Source organism: Companilactobacillus nantensis DSM 16982, from assembly GCF_001435815.1.
GTDB lineage: Bacteria > Bacillota > Bacilli > Lactobacillales > Lactobacillaceae > Companilactobacillus > Companilactobacillus nantensis.
The window spans coordinates 90,756-109,905 of sequence record NZ_AZFV01000006.1 but is presented as its reverse complement, the minus strand read 5'-3'; the positions used below and the strand labels follow the sequence as shown (position 1 = coordinate 109,905).

At 35.9% G+C, this 19,150-nt stretch carries 12 protein-coding genes; 7 read left to right on the top strand and 5 right to left on the bottom strand.

Going from position 1 to position 19,150, the window contains the following annotated elements; translation table 11 throughout:
- Positions 1-2: 2 nt before the first annotated feature.
- Both FD31_RS03990 and FD31_RS03985 read left to right on the top strand, forming a co-directional pair.
- A complete protein-coding gene (locus FD31_RS03990) occupies positions 3-1,550 on the top strand; it encodes a TIGR03766 family XrtG-associated glycosyltransferase (protein ID WP_057891469.1) in 1,548 nt (515 codons plus the stop codon).
- A gap of 143 nt (positions 1,551-1,693) precedes the next feature.
- Positions 1,694-2,458, top strand: coding sequence for a formate/nitrite transporter family protein (locus FD31_RS03985; protein ID WP_057891468.1), 765 nt, complete (start codon positions 1,694-1,696; stop codon positions 2,456-2,458).
- A 5-nt stretch (positions 2,459-2,463) separates the two neighbouring features.
- Here FD31_RS03985 and FD31_RS03980 read toward each other — a convergent pair whose 3' ends face one another.
- Positions 2,464-5,001 carry a hypothetical protein gene (locus tag FD31_RS03980; RefSeq protein WP_057891467.1) on the bottom strand — a complete coding sequence of 846 codons (2,538 nt, stop codon included), beginning with the start codon at positions 4,999-5,001 and terminating at the stop codon, positions 2,464-2,466.
- 379 nt (positions 5,002-5,380) lie between these two features.
- On the opposite strand from FD31_RS03980, the gene helD reads away from it, so the two are divergent.
- Positions 5,381-7,702 carry an RNA polymerase recycling motor HelD gene (gene helD / locus FD31_RS03975; RefSeq protein ID WP_147007291.1) on the top strand — a complete coding sequence of 774 codons (2,322 nt, stop codon included), beginning with the start codon at positions 5,381-5,383 and terminating at the stop codon, positions 7,700-7,702.
- 330 nt (positions 7,703-8,032) lie between these two features.
- On the top strand, positions 8,033-11,956 hold the full coding sequence (locus tag FD31_RS03970; RefSeq protein WP_057891465.1) for a hypothetical protein: 3,924 nt from the start codon (positions 8,033-8,035) through the stop codon (positions 11,954-11,956).
- A 13-nt stretch (positions 11,957-11,969) separates the two neighbouring features.
- Here FD31_RS03970 and FD31_RS03965 read toward each other — a convergent pair whose 3' ends face one another.
- Entirely contained in the window at positions 11,970-12,437 is a 468-nt protein-coding gene (locus FD31_RS03965) for a hypothetical protein (RefSeq protein ID WP_057891464.1), read from the bottom strand.
- 199 nt (positions 12,438-12,636) lie between these two features.
- Between FD31_RS03965 and FD31_RS03960 the strand changes: the two genes are divergently transcribed.
- Positions 12,637-13,968: a dihydrolipoyl dehydrogenase family protein gene (locus FD31_RS03960; RefSeq protein ID WP_057891463.1), complete on the top strand. Its 1,332-nt coding sequence runs from the start codon at positions 12,637-12,639 to the stop codon at positions 13,966-13,968.
- Positions 13,969-14,039: 71 nt separating this feature from the next.
- Here the strand turns inward: FD31_RS03960 and FD31_RS03955 are convergent, their stop codons facing one another.
- The gene (locus FD31_RS03955; protein ID WP_268872414.1) at positions 14,040-15,404 is read right to left on the bottom strand and encodes an FAD-dependent oxidoreductase; all 1,365 of its coding nucleotides are present in this window, start codon (positions 15,402-15,404) and stop codon (positions 14,040-14,042) included.
- Positions 15,405-15,488: 84 nt separating this feature from the next.
- Between FD31_RS03955 and FD31_RS03950 the strand changes: the two genes are divergently transcribed.
- Complete coding sequence (locus tag FD31_RS03950) at positions 15,489-16,187, top strand: EAL domain-containing protein (protein WP_057891461.1); 699 nt, start codon at positions 15,489-15,491, stop codon at positions 16,185-16,187.
- Positions 16,188-16,265: 78 nt separating this feature from the next.
- Here the strand turns inward: FD31_RS03950 and FD31_RS03945 are convergent, their stop codons facing one another.
- Together FD31_RS03945 and FD31_RS03940 are read right to left on the bottom strand one after the other, a co-directional pair.
- Entirely contained in the window at positions 16,266-16,901 is a 636-nt protein-coding gene (locus tag FD31_RS03945) for a GPP34 family phosphoprotein (protein WP_057891460.1), read from the bottom strand.
- 10 nt (positions 16,902-16,911) lie between these two features.
- Positions 16,912-17,493 carry an SGNH/GDSL hydrolase family protein gene (locus FD31_RS03940; RefSeq protein ID WP_083483575.1) on the bottom strand — a complete coding sequence of 194 codons (582 nt, stop codon included), beginning with the start codon at positions 17,491-17,493 and terminating at the stop codon, positions 16,912-16,914.
- Between the two features lie 699 nt (positions 17,494-18,192).
- Between FD31_RS03940 and coaA the strand changes: the two genes are divergently transcribed.
- Positions 18,193-19,119 (top strand): type I pantothenate kinase, encoded by a 927-nt coding sequence (coaA, locus tag FD31_RS03935; RefSeq protein ID WP_057891458.1) that lies wholly within the window; start codon positions 18,193-18,195, stop codon positions 19,117-19,119.
- Positions 19,120-19,150: the final 31 nt, after the last annotated feature.

The following is a 19,150-nucleotide window of genomic DNA, read 5'->3' as shown; positions in this document are numbered from 1 at the left end:
GGATGAAAGAAAAGTTTTTTAGATTTGGGAGTAAACTAGTTAAATATTTGTTTTACTTCTTGTTTTTACTAACATTTTATTTTGCCATCACTTCACCCAATTTGATTTTAGGTGACAATAGTATAACGGGAGCAGGAACAACGTTTTATACGACGATGTTCATCATTTTGACCGTTATTTTATTAGTGACTTTTTATACGTATAACTCATGGTCAGATTTATTGAAATTTTGGTTCGTTGATCGACAGTGGATTACCGCTAGCATCACGCTTGGCTTAGCTGTTGTCGTTCAAATTATTTTTGTTTGGAATATGCATCCAGCTATTGGATTTGACCCGGGAGCTTTGCATAACGCACTGTACAATACAACTGATCCTGAAACTAGAGGATATTATTCATTGAATCCAAACAATATGCCGATTATGTTGTTGATGCATCAATTAGCACTCTTTTTTCACAGCAAATCCTGGCTGTTGTTTGATTTTATAACGGTATTTCTAGTTGATCTTTCAGCCTTATTTAATATTCTTTGTATAGAGATTATTAATCATAAAAAAATTCCTTTGGCAATGTATATTCATGCGTTATGGCTAATGCTGTTTCCGATGATTATTGTCCCGTATACTGATGCGTGGGTATTACCACTAGTTTCGTTGTATACTCTGCTATATGTTTTACTCAGATATGGAAAATTTGCTTGGGGTTGGAAAATTCCGATTGCTTTATTATGTGGTGTGTCCATTGTTTTAGCATATTTTATGAAACCTTCAGCTATTGTTGGAGTTATTGCCATAATTTTGATTGAATTTTTATATCTTTTCAAAGGAAAATTTTCAAAAGAAAAATTAGTTAATGAATTTATTTTTCTTTTAATTGTTATCATTGGAATGGTTCCAACATATTCCATTACTAATTATGCTATTGATCATCAAAAATATATTGTTGTTAATACTTCTCGTGCAATTCCACCAATTCATTTTATGAGTATGGGTGCTTCTGGTGATGGTGGTTATAATGCCAAAGATGCGTTAATGATGGCAAAGTTGCCTAATAAACAAGCTCAAGTAGATTATTCAAAGAAAATGTTGATTAAACGTTTGAAAAAAATGGGCTTTGTTGGATACATTAAATTCCTCTTTAAAAAACATGCGAACAATACAACTGACGGAACCTTTGCTTGGATCAAAGAAGGGCACTTTATTAGAGGTAATACGAAACCGTCGCATAAGGGATTTGCAGGTAAAATGCGGAACTTCTTCTACTTGTACGGAACAAATTTAGGAGATTTTCGTTATATTGCCCAAGTTTGGTGGGTCTTTTTGTTAGCGACGATTGCTTTCAATTGGAAAGATAATCGGAAGTTGATTCAAATGTTACGATTAACAATTATTGGTGGGTTCATCTTCTTGCTACTATTTGAAGGTGGCCGTAGCCGGTATTTGATTCAGTATTTACCAGCATTCTTGATTCTAGCTACATTATCTTGGAGCAATTCTTGGAAATGGATTAAAGGGATGTTTTCTTGGGTTGATTCAAGTGAAAAATCTTAAAACAAAAATAACGCAGATTATAATTAATCTGCGTTATTTTTATGGATACGTGTTATCCGTATGATTTTGTTAAATCTAATTGATATGTTCGGTAATTGATGATATTTTAATTACACTAAATGGTGTATATGGGAGATTAAAATATGTTTACTCCAGAAGAAATTCTGCAAAAGAGTATTACCGCCGGGGTCAATAAACTGAAGAAGACTTTGATTGCGAAGATGATTTTGGGATTCATTGGTGGGGCAATGATTTCCATCGGCTTTTTAGCTTATGTCCGCGTGACGGCTTCAATTCCGAACGATTTGGCAAGTGTGAAGGCTTTAGTTGGAGGGGCAGTCTTTCCGATTGGGCTGATTGCCATTCTTTTAGCTGGGGGTGAGCTAGCAACTGGTAATATGATGGCCGTGGGAACTTCGATTTTCTCTAAGAAGGCTAACTGGCTTGATTATGCTAAGAACTTGTTTATCATCACGTTATTCAATTTTATAGGGGCTGTTTTTGTTGCCTACTTCTTTGGACATGTGGTTGGTTTAACGCATGCTGCACCATTTCAACAAGCAGTGATCAACATTGCCGCTGGTAAAACAGGAGCCAGTTTTTGGTCAGCTTTTGTCTCAGGGGTTGGTTGTAATTGGCTAGTTGGTTTAGCAGTTTGGCTATCGTTTGGTGCCAAAGATGCTGCCGGAAAAATCTTGGGTATTTGGTTCCCAATTATGATTTTCGTGGCAGTTGGATTCCAACATAGTATTGCCAACTGTTTCATTATTCCGGTCGCTATTTTTGAGGGTGGAAGCACTTGGGGCTTGTTCTTCCAAAACTTTGTGCCAGTATTTCTGGGAAACATTGTTGGTGGACTAGTCTTCGTGGCTGGGTTTTATCATTTAAGTTATAAAGCTAAAGATTAAAGTTATTACAAACTATCGTTATAATCCATGATAGTCCAAGTTAAAGTTCCGCTATATTGTTTGGAACTAGATAGACCATAGTTTTTCAAAAGCAAACCTGTGTCAGCTGTCCAATTATTGAGATTAGCAATGGAAGTTGTCGTTTCCTTATCGTATGAATTGGCATCTGAAGCAATGACCGCAGGATTGTTTGTCAAAACAGTAGTGTTGTCGGAACTCTTGTTGACCAAAACACCGTTGAATTTAGCATCACCATTAGTTAATTCGGAAGCTGAAACTTGCAATTTCCAAGGATTACGATAGCTAGTTACTGTAATATCGTAGTCGTTAGCTCGTTTAATGTAATCCTTCAGAGATACATAATTAATAGTCTGGAATTGTAAATATTCATCAGCATTCATTTGTAAAAGATGATTAGGTTCGACTTGAACGTTGTAAGTGGCGCTGTTAGAAGTAATACCATCATTGTCAGAGGCAGTAATCGTTACCTGTTGCGTTTCATTATTTGGGAAAAGAGACCAGAAATCTATTCCGGCATCTTCAATGATCTTCCGAAGGGGAATTTCATTGCTTAGACTTGCACTATCAGCTGGAACAGTAACGTCATAAGTAAAGTTATGACCTTCCAAACTAATTTGGTAATGAATCTTGTCGTTGGCAGCAAAGTTAGGACTAGTTTTACCAGTGTAATCAAGATTTGTATCCAAATTTAATGTGGCATTGTCTTGTTGATAGATTAATGTAATTGGATCAGACATTTTATTAGTTAAATTTAATTTCCAATCTTTTTTATACATAATTGTGAAATCAGGGGTACTGGTTGATGAAATATCATTAGAACCTGTGAAAACAGCTGGTTGATTCTCAACGGCAATGTCGGCCTTAGTGTCATTTACGGCGACACCGTTGATGATGATATCGGCTATTTTTGATTTGGCAGATTTGTCACCAAGATTTTGAAGAAATTGGTAATTGATTGTTTGTAGTTCTGTTCCGTCAGTTGTTACGGCAGAGGATGGGATAGGTTCTGAGTCACCATTCTCATATTTGATTGTCCCAATACTATTATTGGCTGTGTCATATTTGATATTCTTTGGCAACTTGATTTTTGCGACAATATCTTGCCAATCTTCACGACCACTGTCGTAAGTTAGCTTGTAGTCCAATTCTAATTCGTCATCAGCGGCTACCTTACGGTCGGTGCCATCGTTACTTGAACCACTGTCGGGATCATCATACATAACCTTGTTAAGAGTTTTGTCAGTAAGGGTTGTTTTAACGGAAGTGTTAACTAAATCTGGGATTGATTCAACTGACACCAGTTTGCTAGCAACTTCACTATTTAAATTATTATTTGCTCCTGTAAATCCCCAGTAAATTTTACTTCCCTTTGTGATTGTTCCCAATTGACCCATATCAACAGTAATGTTTTCATCTGTTCTATCTGAGGAAGTGTTGATTGATCCATCGATATCTTTGTCATTATATGAATAAGAAACTGTTGCTGTTTTTAAATCGTCTGAAGGCATCCATTTGAAGGTCAGATGATGCCAAACAATAGGATTTTTATTTGGATCTGTGTCATCTGCTAAATCAGCTTCTCTACGATGAATGTGGAACATGGAATATGCTTTTGTAAATGGATAAGATGTGTCAGTTGGGACCCCTGTAAGTCCATACTGAGTATTGGTTGCATAGTAAGTGTTGGGATTAGCTGGATATGTTAGAGCAATATGTCCAAAAGCCCCCCCAGATCCCAATGATGTCTTGTCAGGAAAGCCGCTAGGTGCAGAAACGCTAGAATTTTTAGTATCAAAACCGTTCATAGAGTAGTTTTCGGAAGTTAACAGGGTTTCCCTACCAGAATATTTAATTGGCGGATATGGCGAGTCAGTCATGATTTCTTGATGCTGTGTGTCAAATTCAAGTGCAATACTATTTTGGATAGCCGTTTTAGCAACGTCACTAGAATTAATTAATGAACTTTTGGTAGTTTTATCGTATCCATAAACACCCAGTCCTTGTTGACCAGCGCCCATTTGAGTCGATCCATTAGGATTGTTTTGGAGAACAAGTGCCAATCCTTGACCATTAATTGTCTCGGAACCACCACCTGAACCGAAACTTAACCAGGCAGAAATTGTTTGAGGCTTACTTGCATCAAAAAAAGCTGTACTCATGTTAGACCAGGCTGAGCCATAAGAGCCGGTAGCATTTGTAACTGAACCATCAAACATTCCAGTATTATCAGCACTATTAGTTTTAGTTCCATGAGCCAAAACTAAAACTTTATTATTATCAGAAATAAAAGCTGAATTTGACTTGAATCTAAATGAACTATCAGAAGAGTTATTAGTAGGATCTTTAATAGTGAAGTAATTACTCATTAATAATCCTGTTGGAGCAGCATTGACAGTTTCTTGATCTTTAGAACTCAAATCAGCGTCCGCAGCAATGACTGTTTTAAAATTGAAAGACATGAAAATAGTAACAATTGAAATAATAGAAATAAGCGATATATTTAATCTTTTACGGTGTCCCATTGTTTTTCCCCCTCAAAAAAAAGCAAATGAAATAGTATACATAATGTACACTATTACTAACAACTATTTAATTCATAATCCGATATAAATCTATATAAAAAATGAATCGGTATATAAACCAATAAGTTGACTTTTTAATAGTGAAATAAGGTTAAATCAGCCCAATATTGGACTGATTTGTATTTCTTTCGAAGCCAAAAGCTTGCTGTGTCAGAAATTGGTACTATTTATAATTTAATTAATGATTATTTTATCAACCGTATAAATGATATCCGACTATATTTCGCTTTTTAATTGATATTATTATAGGTTGGTCTTCTTTGAAATCACTAAAATTTAGTGGTAACATTATATAACTTAAATTTAAGAGGTTATTATGATGACAAACAAACCTAAAGTTAATGAAGTAGACGAAAAACAAAAAGAGCAAGCACATTTAAACGATGTTGTTGCTCAAATTAAGAAGTCTGAAAGTCGTCTCCAAGCACATATGGATGTTGCTGAAGAAGATTTGAAAGTTATCAATAATGCTTTTGATGACATTCATATTGGAATGGATGGCGATTCAATTTCGATGGATGCGGCTTTGTCCATTCATCAACAACAACAAATGCTCGACGAAAGAAATAATAGTTGGCAACAATCAAGACAACGTTTGGGAATTCTTCAAAAACTAGAAAAGACACCATTCTTTGCTCGTTTGGATTTCCAAGAAAAAGGGGAACCTAAGAAAGAAACAGTTTATATTGGTTTGAGTTCATTTACTGATAAAGCTGATCATTTCTTAGTTTATGATTGGCGCGCACCGATTTCTTCTATTTACTACGATGGAAAATTAGGTGACGTAACATACCAAACACCAGATGGTGAACAATCCGTTGATTTATTCTTAAAACGTCAATTCCTAGTTGAAGACGGCAAAATCAAGGCTTATTTTGATACCCAAGAGACAATCGGTGATCAAATGCTTTTGGAAGTTTTGGATGGAAAATCTTCAACTCATATGAAGGGTATCGTTAAGACGATTCAGAGTGAACAAAATAAGATTATCCGTGATACTAAGTCACGACTCTTGTTTGTTCAAGGTGCTGCTGGATCTGGTAAGACATCAGCTATTTTACAAAGAATCGCGTTCTTACTGTATAGATATCGAGGAACTTTGACATCAAGTCAAGTTGTCATGTTCTCACCAAACTCCTTGTTCAATGACTATATTAAAAATGTTTTGCCTGAAATGGGTGAACAAAATATGGTTCAAATGACATACAAACAATTTTTGGCACGTCGTTTACCAAACTTGAATGTGGAAAGTTTGTCAGAGCAATTTGAGACGGTTGTCGATACAGATAGTAAGAATATTAGTAAATTTGTCTCTGACATTGAATTTTTCAAGATTATGACTAACTATAGTAAATTACTTGGTCAAAGTGGAATTGCATTTAAGGATATTAAGTTCCAAGGCAAAGTTTTCATTCCTAAAGAAAAAATTCAAGAATTTTATTACAGCTACGGTCCACAATATAATTTGGGCAATCGTTTGGATGCGACAGTTGACCGTTTGATCAAGTTGTTACATCGTAAAATTGGAGCCGAAATGCGTTCAAACTGGGTTTCTGAACAGATTGAAAACTTGAGTAAAGAACAATTACAAGCTTTGTACAATACGGCTGATCAAGAATTTAAAAATGGTGACGAAGAGAAGAGATTTTTGGCTCGTAAAATTGTCACAACAATGTTGCAAGGCGTTTATAAAAATATCAAACACTTACGTTTCTTGAATGTTGCTGCTAACTACTTAAACTTTTTGAAGGCAGTTCCAAAGATTGTTGATTTGAGTAAATACGATATAACTGATAAACAATGGGAACAATTCGTTGATAACTTTGTCCAAGGATTCCAAGATAAACAAATTTCAATGAATAACTTGAGCCCATATCTTTACTTGTACGATTTAGTGACAGGTAAGCATGGTGAGTTGGATATGAAGTTTGTCTTTATTGATGAAATTCAAGATTATACACCGTTCCAATTGGCTTATATGAAGTTTAAGTTTCCTAGAGCACGTTACACAATGTTAGGTGATTTGAATCAATCGATTTTCACCAAGAAAAATAGTCAAACGTTGCTATCAGAGGCCCAAAACCTCTTCAATGCTGATGAAACAAGAGTTGTTCAATTAGTTCACTCATATCGTTCAACTAAGCAAATCACTGATTTTACCAAGGCTATTTTGACCAATGGTCAACGAATCGAACCATTCAATCGTGACGGAGATTTGCCAAATCTGTTAATGTCACAAAATGTTGATGAGGCGATTCAACAAGTGATTGGTCAACTTAAAGAAAATGATGAACGTAAATTTACGACTGCTATTATCGCGAAAACATTGGATGATGCAGCTAAATTGCATGAATTGTTGAAGGCGCAAGGTGTTGAATCAACGTTAATTCGTTCAGAAAATCAACGTTTAGCAACTGGGACAATTGTCTTGCCATCATTCTTAGCCAAAGGATTGGAATTTGATGCGATCATTATGTGGGATGCCTCAAAGGATAAATTTGATGAAGATGAACAACAATTGGTTTACACAATTGCCTCACGTGCAATGCATAAATTGACAATTACTTCGATTGGAGAATTGTCACAATTATTGCAACGAGTACCAGAGAAGTATTATCAAGTGGCTGAACCTAAAGCTTAATAGGTAACAAAAGAGCTCATCATATGGTGGGCTCTTTTTATTTTTCGTTTACTTCAATACTTTTGTATTGATGTTCAAGTCGTATTCGAATTCATCATCAGAAATTAACAAATCGGAATCAATTTTACTAAAAAGGTCAATGTAGCGTGAACTTCTTAATCCGTTTAAGCAAAAAAAATAATTTACTTAAATTAATAAAAAAATTTCAAGAAAATGACATATATCATAATAGATAATGAATATTTATAATTTTTAGTATCATTTGCATAATATAATCCAGTATATTATATGTAGGGAAAAGTTTTTTACTATTATTGTGAGGGATTAATAATGAAAAACATCAAATTAAAATATATATTATTTACGATGATTCTTTTAACTGCTATAGGTGGGTTACTTAAATTAACAACAACAGCAGAAGCTGCGATACCAACAACTGAACAAGTCTATCAAAATGTTCCGGATGGACTTAAATTAGATGGGCTGATTGAACACCCTGATTATGATGGAACCCCTAATAATGCAAAACTAATAACTAATTATCCGACTAATATTATTGAAATGTTGAATTCGGCTAATGGTAGAAGCCAAATTAGTTCATTTTGGGGTAAAAAATACAGTGATTCCAATCAAACCAAGTTATATAACTCTTTTAGATTGGATAAACCTCAAACTATTTCGGCTTGGGTTTATTTGGGCGACGTTTTCCATAATTATCCTGATGATCCCGGGGTAGATAAAATTAATTACGATAAGACTATATCAAGCAAAAAGGTTCCTGATGGAATGGCATTAGTTTTGCAAGATGATTCAAGAGGTGCCTCAGCAATTTCTACCGCTGTTGGAGGAACAGGAAAAGGAAAGCCTTCATATGGTGAAACTTTGGGAGTCTGGTCGGGTAGTACAGTTGATCACACGGCACTTACTTCTAGTTCATCTACCGATTTTACTGAATTTAATACAGGTGCCATTCAAAATAGTTTTGCTGTAGAAATGGATACTTTACAAAACTATAAGAAACCCGGTGCCTCAACGTATGGTCAAAGTGGAATCGATGATTATTTTGATGCTAATTCAAATATTAAGGGACAGCATATATTGGCGGGATACCCCGGTGCTAAAGATGCATATATTGTTGAAAGTGGGACTTATGGGTTATTTTTTGGTGGAAATTATTACTTTGCCTCCCTTGTAAAACCGGATGAAGGTAGTGGCAAGTATAACCTTGAACTATCTGGATATGGAAGGTCGGAATTTACTGCAACGGTGAATCAATCATGGAAACATATAACCTTCCATTACACACCACCAACTGATAGTTCCAATATTGGTAAATATAGATTTGATTTTAATGATCAAAATCGTGACGGTACTGCTACAGGTTACTTTTCAAAAGATACCAGTTCTGGATCTATAAATTTGAATAAAATGAATAAAACTAGCAATAATATCCGTTGGGGATTTACAGCATCAACAGGTTCCGCAAATTCTTCTCCGAATACATATTCAATTGTCATGCAACAGATGCCGAATACTGCTAACGTGGAAAATACGGCAAAACTTTTTGATATGTCACAATACGATGACCACGGACAATTAGGTCGGGAAATCGGAGATTTGCTCTCGGATAGTGCATATAAAACTGATCCTAATTCGAGTAATCCACTAGCAGGATTTGATAAGAAAAAATTATACAATGTGGCAAATAATGATAAATTGCTTTTTCAATATGATTTGAATTATGATTCAGGAACATTAGGCACGGGTGATATTACTACACAAGTACATTTGCCATCTAATGTTGATTTCAAAACGGGATTATCAAGTAGCATCAGTGATGGAAGTATTGGTAAGGTAGTTTATTCAGGCGCAGGTTCTGATCCAAATAAATCATTCGAAATATCATCTAGTGATGTTGTTAGCGATACTAAGAGTGGTGACCAAGTTTTGAATATAACATTGCCAAGTATGGATACTGAAGGACAACGGGCAACCATTTATCTTTATGGCCAAGCTAATGCTGCTACTACGCCATTACTAACGAAAGGTGAAGAAACTTCTTATAGAAGTGATTACTATATTTCGGATGTTACATCACCAACATTTATCATTAATGACCAATTAAATATTGCTTCGGATACAACGGAACAAACAGTTAATTCTGATGAAGATGTAAAACTGACAGGAACTTTGAATTACGCCGGAAATTCCACTTTTGATGGTAAAGCTGTTGAAATGCACACTAAAATTAATGGGACAGAGATTCCAGCAGGTGAGGCTGTTGCAAATTCGGGTTCAAAAACGGGTACTTATACCATGATTTCCTCCAGTTCAATAAGTTCCGGTAGTTCTTTGAAAATTGGTAAAAATACAATTGAAGTTTATGCAGTGGATTCACTAAATCGGATTTCTAATAAGATTATTTATACTGTTAATGTCAATGATTATAAAAACTTATTGTTGAAAACTGTTGGTGATACTGCGCTGACGTTTAAGTCTACAGATCCAGTGTCGTTAGTAGGGGAAACTTCTTATAGTGACGGCAGTGAAATAGACTTAAAAAATCTGACATGGCACTATAAGATAGATGATGATGCTTATGATAGTCAGATTGTTAATTCAGCGACGCAAACAAATCCGTTACATCCTAAATTTGATTTGCCTGCAGGAAAATTGACTCCAGGTACACATAAAATTAAGCTTTATCTTGATGACGGAGTGCGTGATTCTCAAGAAATCGAATATACAGTAACAATAATCGATAAAAAATTACAATTAACAGCAACTGGTGAAGACCCACAGACTGTCCAAATAACTGATCCATTCACATTATCGAGTGAAGCTACTTATAGTGATGGAGATGCCGTTCAATCTAAAGATTTACAAGCTTATATTCAGATTGATAACAGTACGAAATACGTTCAAACGACAGTTAAAGGTGATGATACTTCAAATCAACCAGCTAAACTAAGCATTGAACTTCCAGAAGGTTTGTTAAGAGTAGGTCCACATACAATTAAAGTTTATATGTCTGATTCTGACAGAAATTCAAATGAAGTTACGTATAACATTAATATTATTAATCGAACTTTGACTCTGACACCAACGGGGACTGATTTGAATCAAACGGTGCATGACAACAGTAATGTTAAATTAGGCGGTAGTTACGCTTATTCTGATAATTCTGATTTTGCTAATGCTATAACGTCAGTTAAATATCAAATCACTAATGCTGATGGTAATCAACAAGCCGAAGTTACCCAAGATGTGACTAAAGATGTAACGAACAAGGGTGAGTTTACAATTGAATTAGAACCAATTGGAGCTGATTTATTCGATACTAATAGTCAACAATCAGTTGATGATTATCTCAAGACTGCTACTGGATTGAAAGTTGGTCGTAATGAAATTAAGGTTACGGCTTATGACGGAACGACAGCATCTCAAACTTCAGCTACATATGTTGTCAATGTACCTGATATAACGCCGACGATTGAAGCAACCCAGTCAGAATTAATGGCAATCTCCAATTTACCTGTCAGATTACCAATGACTTTCACATATCCTGACGTTGATGCAATGGCATATCTGCTTCAAGCTAAAGATTTAGCGGTCTTTGCCCAAGTTGATGGCAGTACCGATACACCGGTTATGACAGTAGCTGATCGTCCAAAAGAAACGGATAAACAAATTAGCACACCATATAAACTTGATCCTAAGTCCACATGGACTGATGAAACGGCAACTGGAAATTATAATTTGAAAGCCTACGTTATGGATCGTTACCTCAGAAAGACGAATACGGTAGATTATACTGTCAAAGTATTACCAAATGGAGCGCAAGTAGAGGTTGAAAATTACCGTTTCAAGACGATTGATCCACAAGGAAAGCTTGTACCTAAATATGTTCAGCGTGATGGTAACTGGAATATTAAAGTAGACAGTTACAAATCAAAATGGCAACTTCAAGCACAAGCCGATAATATGAAACGCCAAGATGAAAATGGAAATTATAGTGAACTTTCCAATTTACAAATGGTTGATTTAGATGAGAAGAGCGGGATGCCAATTTCTCTATCGGAAAATCCAGTAATTGCGACTGGTGATAGTACTAATTTGGCAGATCCGGTTTCTTACTCTTTGTTTGATGAGAACGCTGACCCTAATGCGGGTATTATGTTAGGAACGCGTGGAGTTCCATTATCTGGTAAATATCAAGGTATTGTTACTTGGTCACTAAGTGATGCAGTATAGCAGGTCGGATATCCTATATTGATGGGGTATCCGTCTTTTTTTGTATATAATCACTTAACAACTTTTTATAAATGGATAAATCATTTTCAAATTCTTCATCAGAAATTAACATATCTGGATTTACATGATACAAAATATCGGTCTGAATTCCCAAATCATTGAGAGCGTCTGCCATATCTTGCATTGTTTTGACAGCATGAGTTGTTTCATTTTGAATTTTAATCTTTCGATTAGCAATGTATAGTTCAGGTGAACCCAGCCCCCGTCCTAGATTGAAAATATATTCAGCATATTCTTTATTCAAACATTCGATGACCTGTTTGATTACTGATATATCGAGATTAAGTTCCAGGTTTCTTCGTGAAAAAATTGAAATAGACGATTCATATCGGTTGCCATATTTTAAATCGTCGATAATGTTTTGAACATCTTCTGAATAAAAGAGTTGGTTTGCCACCTGCTTAATAGCTTCTTTGTTCATGATTGTCTCCTATCTTTTTTTTAATATTTAAGTTGTGAGGTCATTATACATCATTATGCGAACGTATGTTCGATAAAATGAAAATTTAACTAAAAAAATTTCGTCATGTTTTGAAAACCATATCCATAATCGAATTTATTGTCACGGCCTTCGGAATGACTTATGTTTAAGATATAGAAAAACTTTGGAGGTCAGCTGTATGGTTAAATATGATTATGACGTACTTTATATTGGAGCCGGTCACGCAACGTTTGATGGGGCAGCACCACTAGCTAAAACGGGTGTTCAAGTTGGTGTTATTGAAAGTGGCCTGATTGGTGGAACTTGTCCTAATCGTGGCTGTAATGCCAAAATAACTTTGGATGAACCAGTTAAGTTAGCCCGAGAAGTTGAACGAATGGGGGATGTTTTGGCTGGTGATGTCAAAATTGATTGGACTAAAAATGTTGCCCACAAGCAAGAAATTATTGAACATTTACCAGATGAGTTAACAAACCGTTTGGAAAGTAATGGCGCAACGATAATCAGGGGTCACGCAACGTTTAAAGATAATCACACGCTAATTGTTGATAATGTGGGGGAGGTTACAGCTGAAAAAATTGTTATTGCGACTGGCTTAAGACCGCATCGATTAGATATTCCAGGGACTGAATTAGCTCATGATAGTGAAGACTTCATGAATCTAACAAAATTGCCTCAAAAGATTACAATTATCGGTTCAGGGTACATTGGCATGGAGTTTGCGACGATTGCTAACGCTGCTGGAGCTGATGTAACAATGATGCTACATTCAGACAAAGTTTTACGTAATTTCTATCAACCGTATGTTGAAATGATTGTGGCTGATTTGAAACAACGTGGGGTTAAGTTTATTGAAAATGCTAATGTTCAGGCATTTGAACAGCTAAATGAAGGTTATCAAGTTAACTATGGAACTGATCAAAAGCTAAAAACCGATTGGATTTTGGATGCAACTGGTCGAATTCCTAATCTGGACAATTTGGGATTGGATAAAGTTGGTGTTAAGTATGATCATAGAGGTGTCTTCGTTAATGATTATTTACAAACAAATGTTGAGAGCATTTATGCAGCAGGGGATGTTGTGTCTAACGACTTGCCTAAAGTTACACCAGCAGCTTTCTTCGAATCGAAATATTTAATGAAACTATTTTCTGGGCAAACGAAAGATCCAATTCAAATGCCAGTTATTCCATCAGTTGTCTTCACTTCGCCACGAATTGCTAAGGCAGGTGTTTCTGTGGAAGAAGCTGTTAAGAAAGGCTACCAAGTTTCCGAAAATGATTTAGCTAGCTATTGGTATTACAAAGTTGATAAAGAACCGATTGCTCAAAGCAAACAAATTCATGACAAAGCCGGTCACTTGATAGGTGTAACGGAAATCAGTGATCAAGCTCAGGATGCGGTCAATGCTTTACTACCAGCCATTGAATTCAAAATGGATCCTGAGCAAATTAGTCGCTTAACTAGTTTATTTCCAACAATTGGTTATGCTGCTTGGCATCGTGCATAAAACTAAATACGAAAAAAGACCTGCAATCCAAAATTTGAATTGCAGGCCTTATTTGTCTTTAGTTTAAAAAATTACTTTCTCCAATAACCGTGTTCTTGATCAACAGCGGCTTGTGCTACTAAGTTCAAGTAATTAAATGGTTCATCAAAATTAGGTGAGAACAACATATCAAGGAAAGCCAATTCGTCGATAGTGTTGCCGTTTTGAATTACGACTGAAATAGTGTTGGCTGATTGTGATACTTCATGGTCAGACATCATTTGAGCTCCTAAAACCTTACGAGTATTGCGGTCGTAAACTAATTCAATTGTGATTTCAGCAGTTGTGGGCATGAAATCAGGACGATAGTTACCATGATAATAAGCAATACCTGTATTGAAATTAGCTGCTTTAGCTTTTTCATGAGTTAAACCGGTACAAGCAATAGTTTTGCCGAACAATAACATTCCGGTCGTTGCTTGGGTACCGATTGATTTGAGACGTTTGTCTAACACGTTGATACCAGCTAAAGTACCTTGGCGAACGGCATGTGATGCTAGGGGTATATAAGCTTGACCCAATGTTGGATTGTAACGGACTTCAGTCGCATCACCAGCCGCAAAAATATCAGGGTCAGATGTACCCATGTATGGGTCGGTAACGATAGCACCGTTTTTTGATAAATCAACTTGACCCTTGAGTAGATCTGATTGAGGGATAACTCCAGGAGCGATGGCTACCATATCAACGGAACAATCACAGCTAGTTGTTTTAACGTTGACCTTTTCGTTTTTAAGGTCACTGAATTGTGTCACTGTTGTATTAGTTAAAACTTTTACACCGTGTTCAACAAGCATTATTTCAACTTTTTTGGACATTTCAGGGTCCATATATTCTTTCAAAACATGGGGACCACGTTCAATTAAAACCACTTCGTGACCGGATTTAATGTAGCCTTCAGCTAATTCGACACCAGCATAGCCGGCACCAACAATAGCGACGGTGTGATAAGTTTTGGCGGCTGCATAAAGTTCATGTGCTTGGTCGCAAGTTTTGCATAACATTACTTTAGGATTTTCAATACCACTAATAGCAGGAATTGCGGTGATGGATCCAGTAGCCATAATTAATTTGTCGTAACTGTCGTGAACTAATTCTTTTGTTTTCAAGTTTTGTGCCAAAATGGAATGTTCTTTAGCATTAATACTGATAACATCGTGAATCATGCGCATCTTAACGCCCTGTTTAGTAAATTCATCGGGGTTGGCGTAAAAAACATCGTCAAGATTTTTAACTTCACCACCCAAATGGAGGTAAGTTCCGCAAGATAAATATGAGATTTCTGCATGACGTTCGTAAACAGTTATGTCAGCATCTGGATAATACTTTAAAATTTGTTTCATGGCCGCAATCCCAGCATGCGTACAGCCAATAATTACTACTTTCTTTTTCGTGATATTGCTATCCTTTCCTAATGACGTATACTACAAGTATACAATGGTTACTACGAATGTAAACTCATCTTTTGGGGGGATGAATGTATGAAACCGATTTATCGTTACTTTGTTCAACCGCAATTGGATGGACAGACAAAAACAGTTTTTGGATATGAATTATTGATCAAACAATTGACACCTGAGGGCTGGAGATTGCCTGAATCCTTCGCGGCTATCGATCCACAAATCATTTCTGACTTATTGTTGGAAACAACACGAATCTTAGGTATAAAAGTTCAATATTGTTCAGTAAATATTAGTCGTGAGCAATTAATGGATACAACCGTCGCTAAAGCAATTATCCAAAGTCAAAAACAACTTTATCCAGCAAAATTAGTCGTTGAATTAACCGAAGAAAAGGGACCAGAATGTTATCCTGATACAAAGTTGATTCCACATTTACGGAGATTTATTGAATATGGCATGCAAATATCTTTGGATGATGTTGGTACAGGAATTAATGATTTTAAGAGTATTCAAGAAATCTTGCCACTGGCATCAGAAATCAAATTTGCCTTACAAAATTTCCGAACAGGTTTAAAAGACCCTAAAATTCAACAAAAACTACATTTCTGGCACGCTATCAGTGAGGAATATGGTTTGCGCATGATTCTGGAAGGAATCGAAAATACTGACGATGCTAAAATGAGTAAAGATTTTAATATTTCATTACGTCAAGGCTACTACTATGGAAAGCCAAAACTATTGAGATTGCCTGGAGACCCAGTTGATTTTGGATTTTAAGACGCTCTCTACAATATAAAAGCCCACAATTAATGATTTTTTCCATTAATTGTGGGCTTTTATTATGCTTTATCTAAACTAACTCAATAAAGTAATCGTAACTCGATTCAACTTCTTAGATAGTTCAAATAACTTCTCGTAAGTTGGATCATTTTGGTAAAGTTCAATTTTATTCTTCAATTGTTTTTGTTCGAATTGAGAGAAATAGAACTTCAAATCATGATTACCATACAATGTAGCTAACAATGCAAAGGCATCAGGTGAAATCTTATCGCCTGTTAAAATTTCTTTACGTAAGTCGGCAACTAGTTCACGTTTAACACTTCGATTAGGTAAGTAGTTGTTAGTCTTAAATACTAAACCAGTGACAGCTTTAGTGACATCAACTTTATCAACTAGTGAATCACCGATTTCGTTGTAAATAATACGAGTGATTTTTTCGTTGGTTGCCATTGCACGTAAGACGTGATTGACACTCTTACCTTGGTTCTTGTTGATGATTTGGAAAAATTCGTTCAGATATTTCTTGTCGTCGGGCAAAACCTTGTTAATGATGACACTGTTGTCTGTTAAATCGATAATATCATTCAGTGCTAAGTCGAAAAATGAGCTTTCGGCTAAATAGGCACGACGTCTGGTATTCTTAAAAATACGAATACTACCTTTTTCGTTACACGATAAAATAAAATATTTTTGAGGAATATTTAAATCCATAAAGTGCTCCTTAATTTGACACTAGCTCTGATTTCCTAGCTAGCATTGCTTTAATTTCTGGTATTAACTCGTCTTCTAAGAGATTATAACCTTGCTTGGTAAAGTGTAAACCATCTTTTTGTAATAATTCCTTCAAGTTAGCACAATTTGCCATATCGTGCAGTAAATCAATATACGATACGTCTAGTTGTTTGCTGATATGTTCCGTTACCAACTCGAATTGCAGTTGTCGGGTCCATGGTCTGGTTGGATCTTTAATCCAATCAATGTACGGAGGCGAGAGCAAAATAACACGTTGGGTTCCTAAAGTTTCTATTATACTAGTCAGATTAGCCGCAAATTTACCGGGTTTGATTTCATCATCTGTGGAAATATCGTTGGCACCGAACCCCAAGATAACAATTTCAGGATTTAGTCGCGCCACTCGATCAACACGTGTCATAGCATTATTGGTTTTGTAGTCCGAAATCGACATATTAATGACTTCATAACCAGGAAAGTCTTTTCGAATGCGTTTAGCTAGCGTATCGCTGGCTTTACCATCCCGAAATCCCATCATGGTCGAGTCCCCAAATAATACTATTCTCTTCATATATGTTTCCTTTTTTGAAAATGTTCTATACTATACTAGAATACCAGAAAACTAATAAAAGTTAATTATAATCTGTGGTGGGTTGGGTGTTTAAATATGCCGTCTCCGGATATGGAAATATTCTCCTGCTGTGCGGACCGGGCCGAGCCAAGGTCTCGTCCCTCGGTTTGAAGCCTTGCAGGTTCGGCAAGTCTCCAAACTCGCCCGGTACTGTAATGGCTAAAGCCATAACACTACTTTCACGGCAGGAAAATATTTCCATATCCTACGACTAATTTAGTTGTTGAGAGTTTTGTATGAGTGAGTTAACCGACATAATATATTTATTTTAAATAGGTAAAACTTTGTGTTAATATCCCTATTTTTCAGATGTATATTTGACTTATACTAAGGAAGTAGTCCCACGCTACCTCGAATTTTTTTAACTTAAATTTACTATATATTCAATAATTAAAGCGTATTTATAATCGAATTAATAAGAACTAGTCGGAAGGAACAAGAATTTAGGTCGCTGTGAAGGTGGTGTTAGCACTTTAGTGCTTACTCCACTGGACGAGTTTTGAAACTCGCGTACTTTGCGAGGTTCAAAATCGAGGGTCGAGACCGTCCTTTGGCTCGAGTCGGTCCCATAGCGACCTAAATTTCTTGTTCCTGGAGACGGCATATATAAAAAGACTAAATTAAGCAGGGTAGAATAATATGCAAAGTTTAACTAACTACGATGAATTTACTCGAAAACAATGGGAAAGTTTCCATGGTGAATATACTAAACAAGCGATTACTGACGGCGAGTTAAGGAAAATCAAGTCTTTAGATGATGAGATTTCGATTGATGATGTGCGTTCAATTTATGCGCCGATTCGTCACTTGCTTCATATTTATTTGAAAAATTATCGCAAGTTGTCAAAATTAAAAAATGAATTAATTAAGCGTTCAACGCGGAAGATTCCTTTCATCATTGGCGTTTCCGGTTCAGTGGCTGTGGGTAAAAGTACAACTGCTCGTTTATTGAAGATTATGTTGGAACGTGCTTATCCGCAATACAAGGTTTCGCAAATGACGACTGACGGTTTTTTGTATCCTAGCAAAGTTTTAAAAGAACGTAATTTAATGGATAAAAAAGGTTTTCCCGAAACATACGATATGGAAAAACTTTTGAAATTTTTGGGTGATGTTAAGACTAAAGGTGGCAAAATCAAGTATCCACTTTATTCTCATAATATTTATGACATTATTCCGGACCGCTATGAAGAAACAGACAATCCTGATATTTTGATCGTTGAGGGGATAAATGTATTACAATTGCCTCATAACGAACAGATTTATGTCAGTGACTTCTTCGACTTTTCAATTTATATTGACGCTGATGTGGAAGATATTGAGGAATGGTTTTTGAATCGCTTCGAAAAGCTACTAGATTTAGCTAGAAACGATCCTAATAGTTACTACTACCAATTCACTCAGATTCCGGAAAAGAGTGCTATGGACATGGCAAAGCATGTTTGGGAGACAATAAATTATCCTAATTTGCGTGATTATATTAAGCCAACCATGAACCGTGCGAACCTGATTTTACACAAGTCAGAGGACCATCAAATCGATAAAATTTATCTTCGTAAATATTAAGCGCATACAATATATGACATGGAACTGAATT

What these genes read in the sequence shown, in the direction of transcription:
- FD31_RS03940 (WP_083483575.1), bottom strand. Translation starts at nt 17,493, where the DNA reads ATGAAGAGAATAGTATTATTTGGGGACTCGACCATGATGGGATTTCGG.
- FD31_RS03980 (WP_057891467.1), bottom strand. Translation starts at nt 5,001, where the DNA reads ATGGGACACCGTAAAAGATTAAATATATCGCTTATTTCTATTATTTCA.
- FD31_RS03985 (WP_057891468.1), top strand. Translation starts at nt 1,694, where the DNA reads ATGTTTACTCCAGAAGAAATTCTGCAAAAGAGTATTACCGCCGGGGTC.
- FD31_RS03970 (WP_057891465.1), top strand. Translation starts at nt 8,033, where the DNA reads ATGAAAAACATCAAATTAAAATATATATTATTTACGATGATTCTTTTA.
- FD31_RS03945 (WP_057891460.1), bottom strand. Translation starts at nt 16,901, where the DNA reads ATGGATTTAAATATTCCTCAAAAATATTTTATTTTATCGTGTAACGAA.
- FD31_RS03965 (WP_057891464.1), bottom strand. Translation starts at nt 12,437, where the DNA reads ATGAACAAAGAAGCTATTAAGCAGGTGGCAAACCAACTCTTTTATTCA.
- FD31_RS03950 (WP_057891461.1), top strand. Translation starts at nt 15,489, where the DNA reads ATGAAACCGATTTATCGTTACTTTGTTCAACCGCAATTGGATGGACAG.
- helD (WP_147007291.1), top strand. Translation starts at nt 5,381, where the DNA reads ATGACAAACAAACCTAAAGTTAATGAAGTAGACGAAAAACAAAAAGAG.
- FD31_RS03960 (WP_057891463.1), top strand. Translation starts at nt 12,637, where the DNA reads ATGGTTAAATATGATTATGACGTACTTTATATTGGAGCCGGTCACGCA.
- FD31_RS03990 (WP_057891469.1), top strand. Translation starts at nt 3, where the DNA reads ATGAAAGAAAAGTTTTTTAGATTTGGGAGTAAACTAGTTAAATATTTG.
- coaA (WP_057891458.1), top strand. Translation starts at nt 18,193, where the DNA reads ATGCAAAGTTTAACTAACTACGATGAATTTACTCGAAAACAATGGGAA.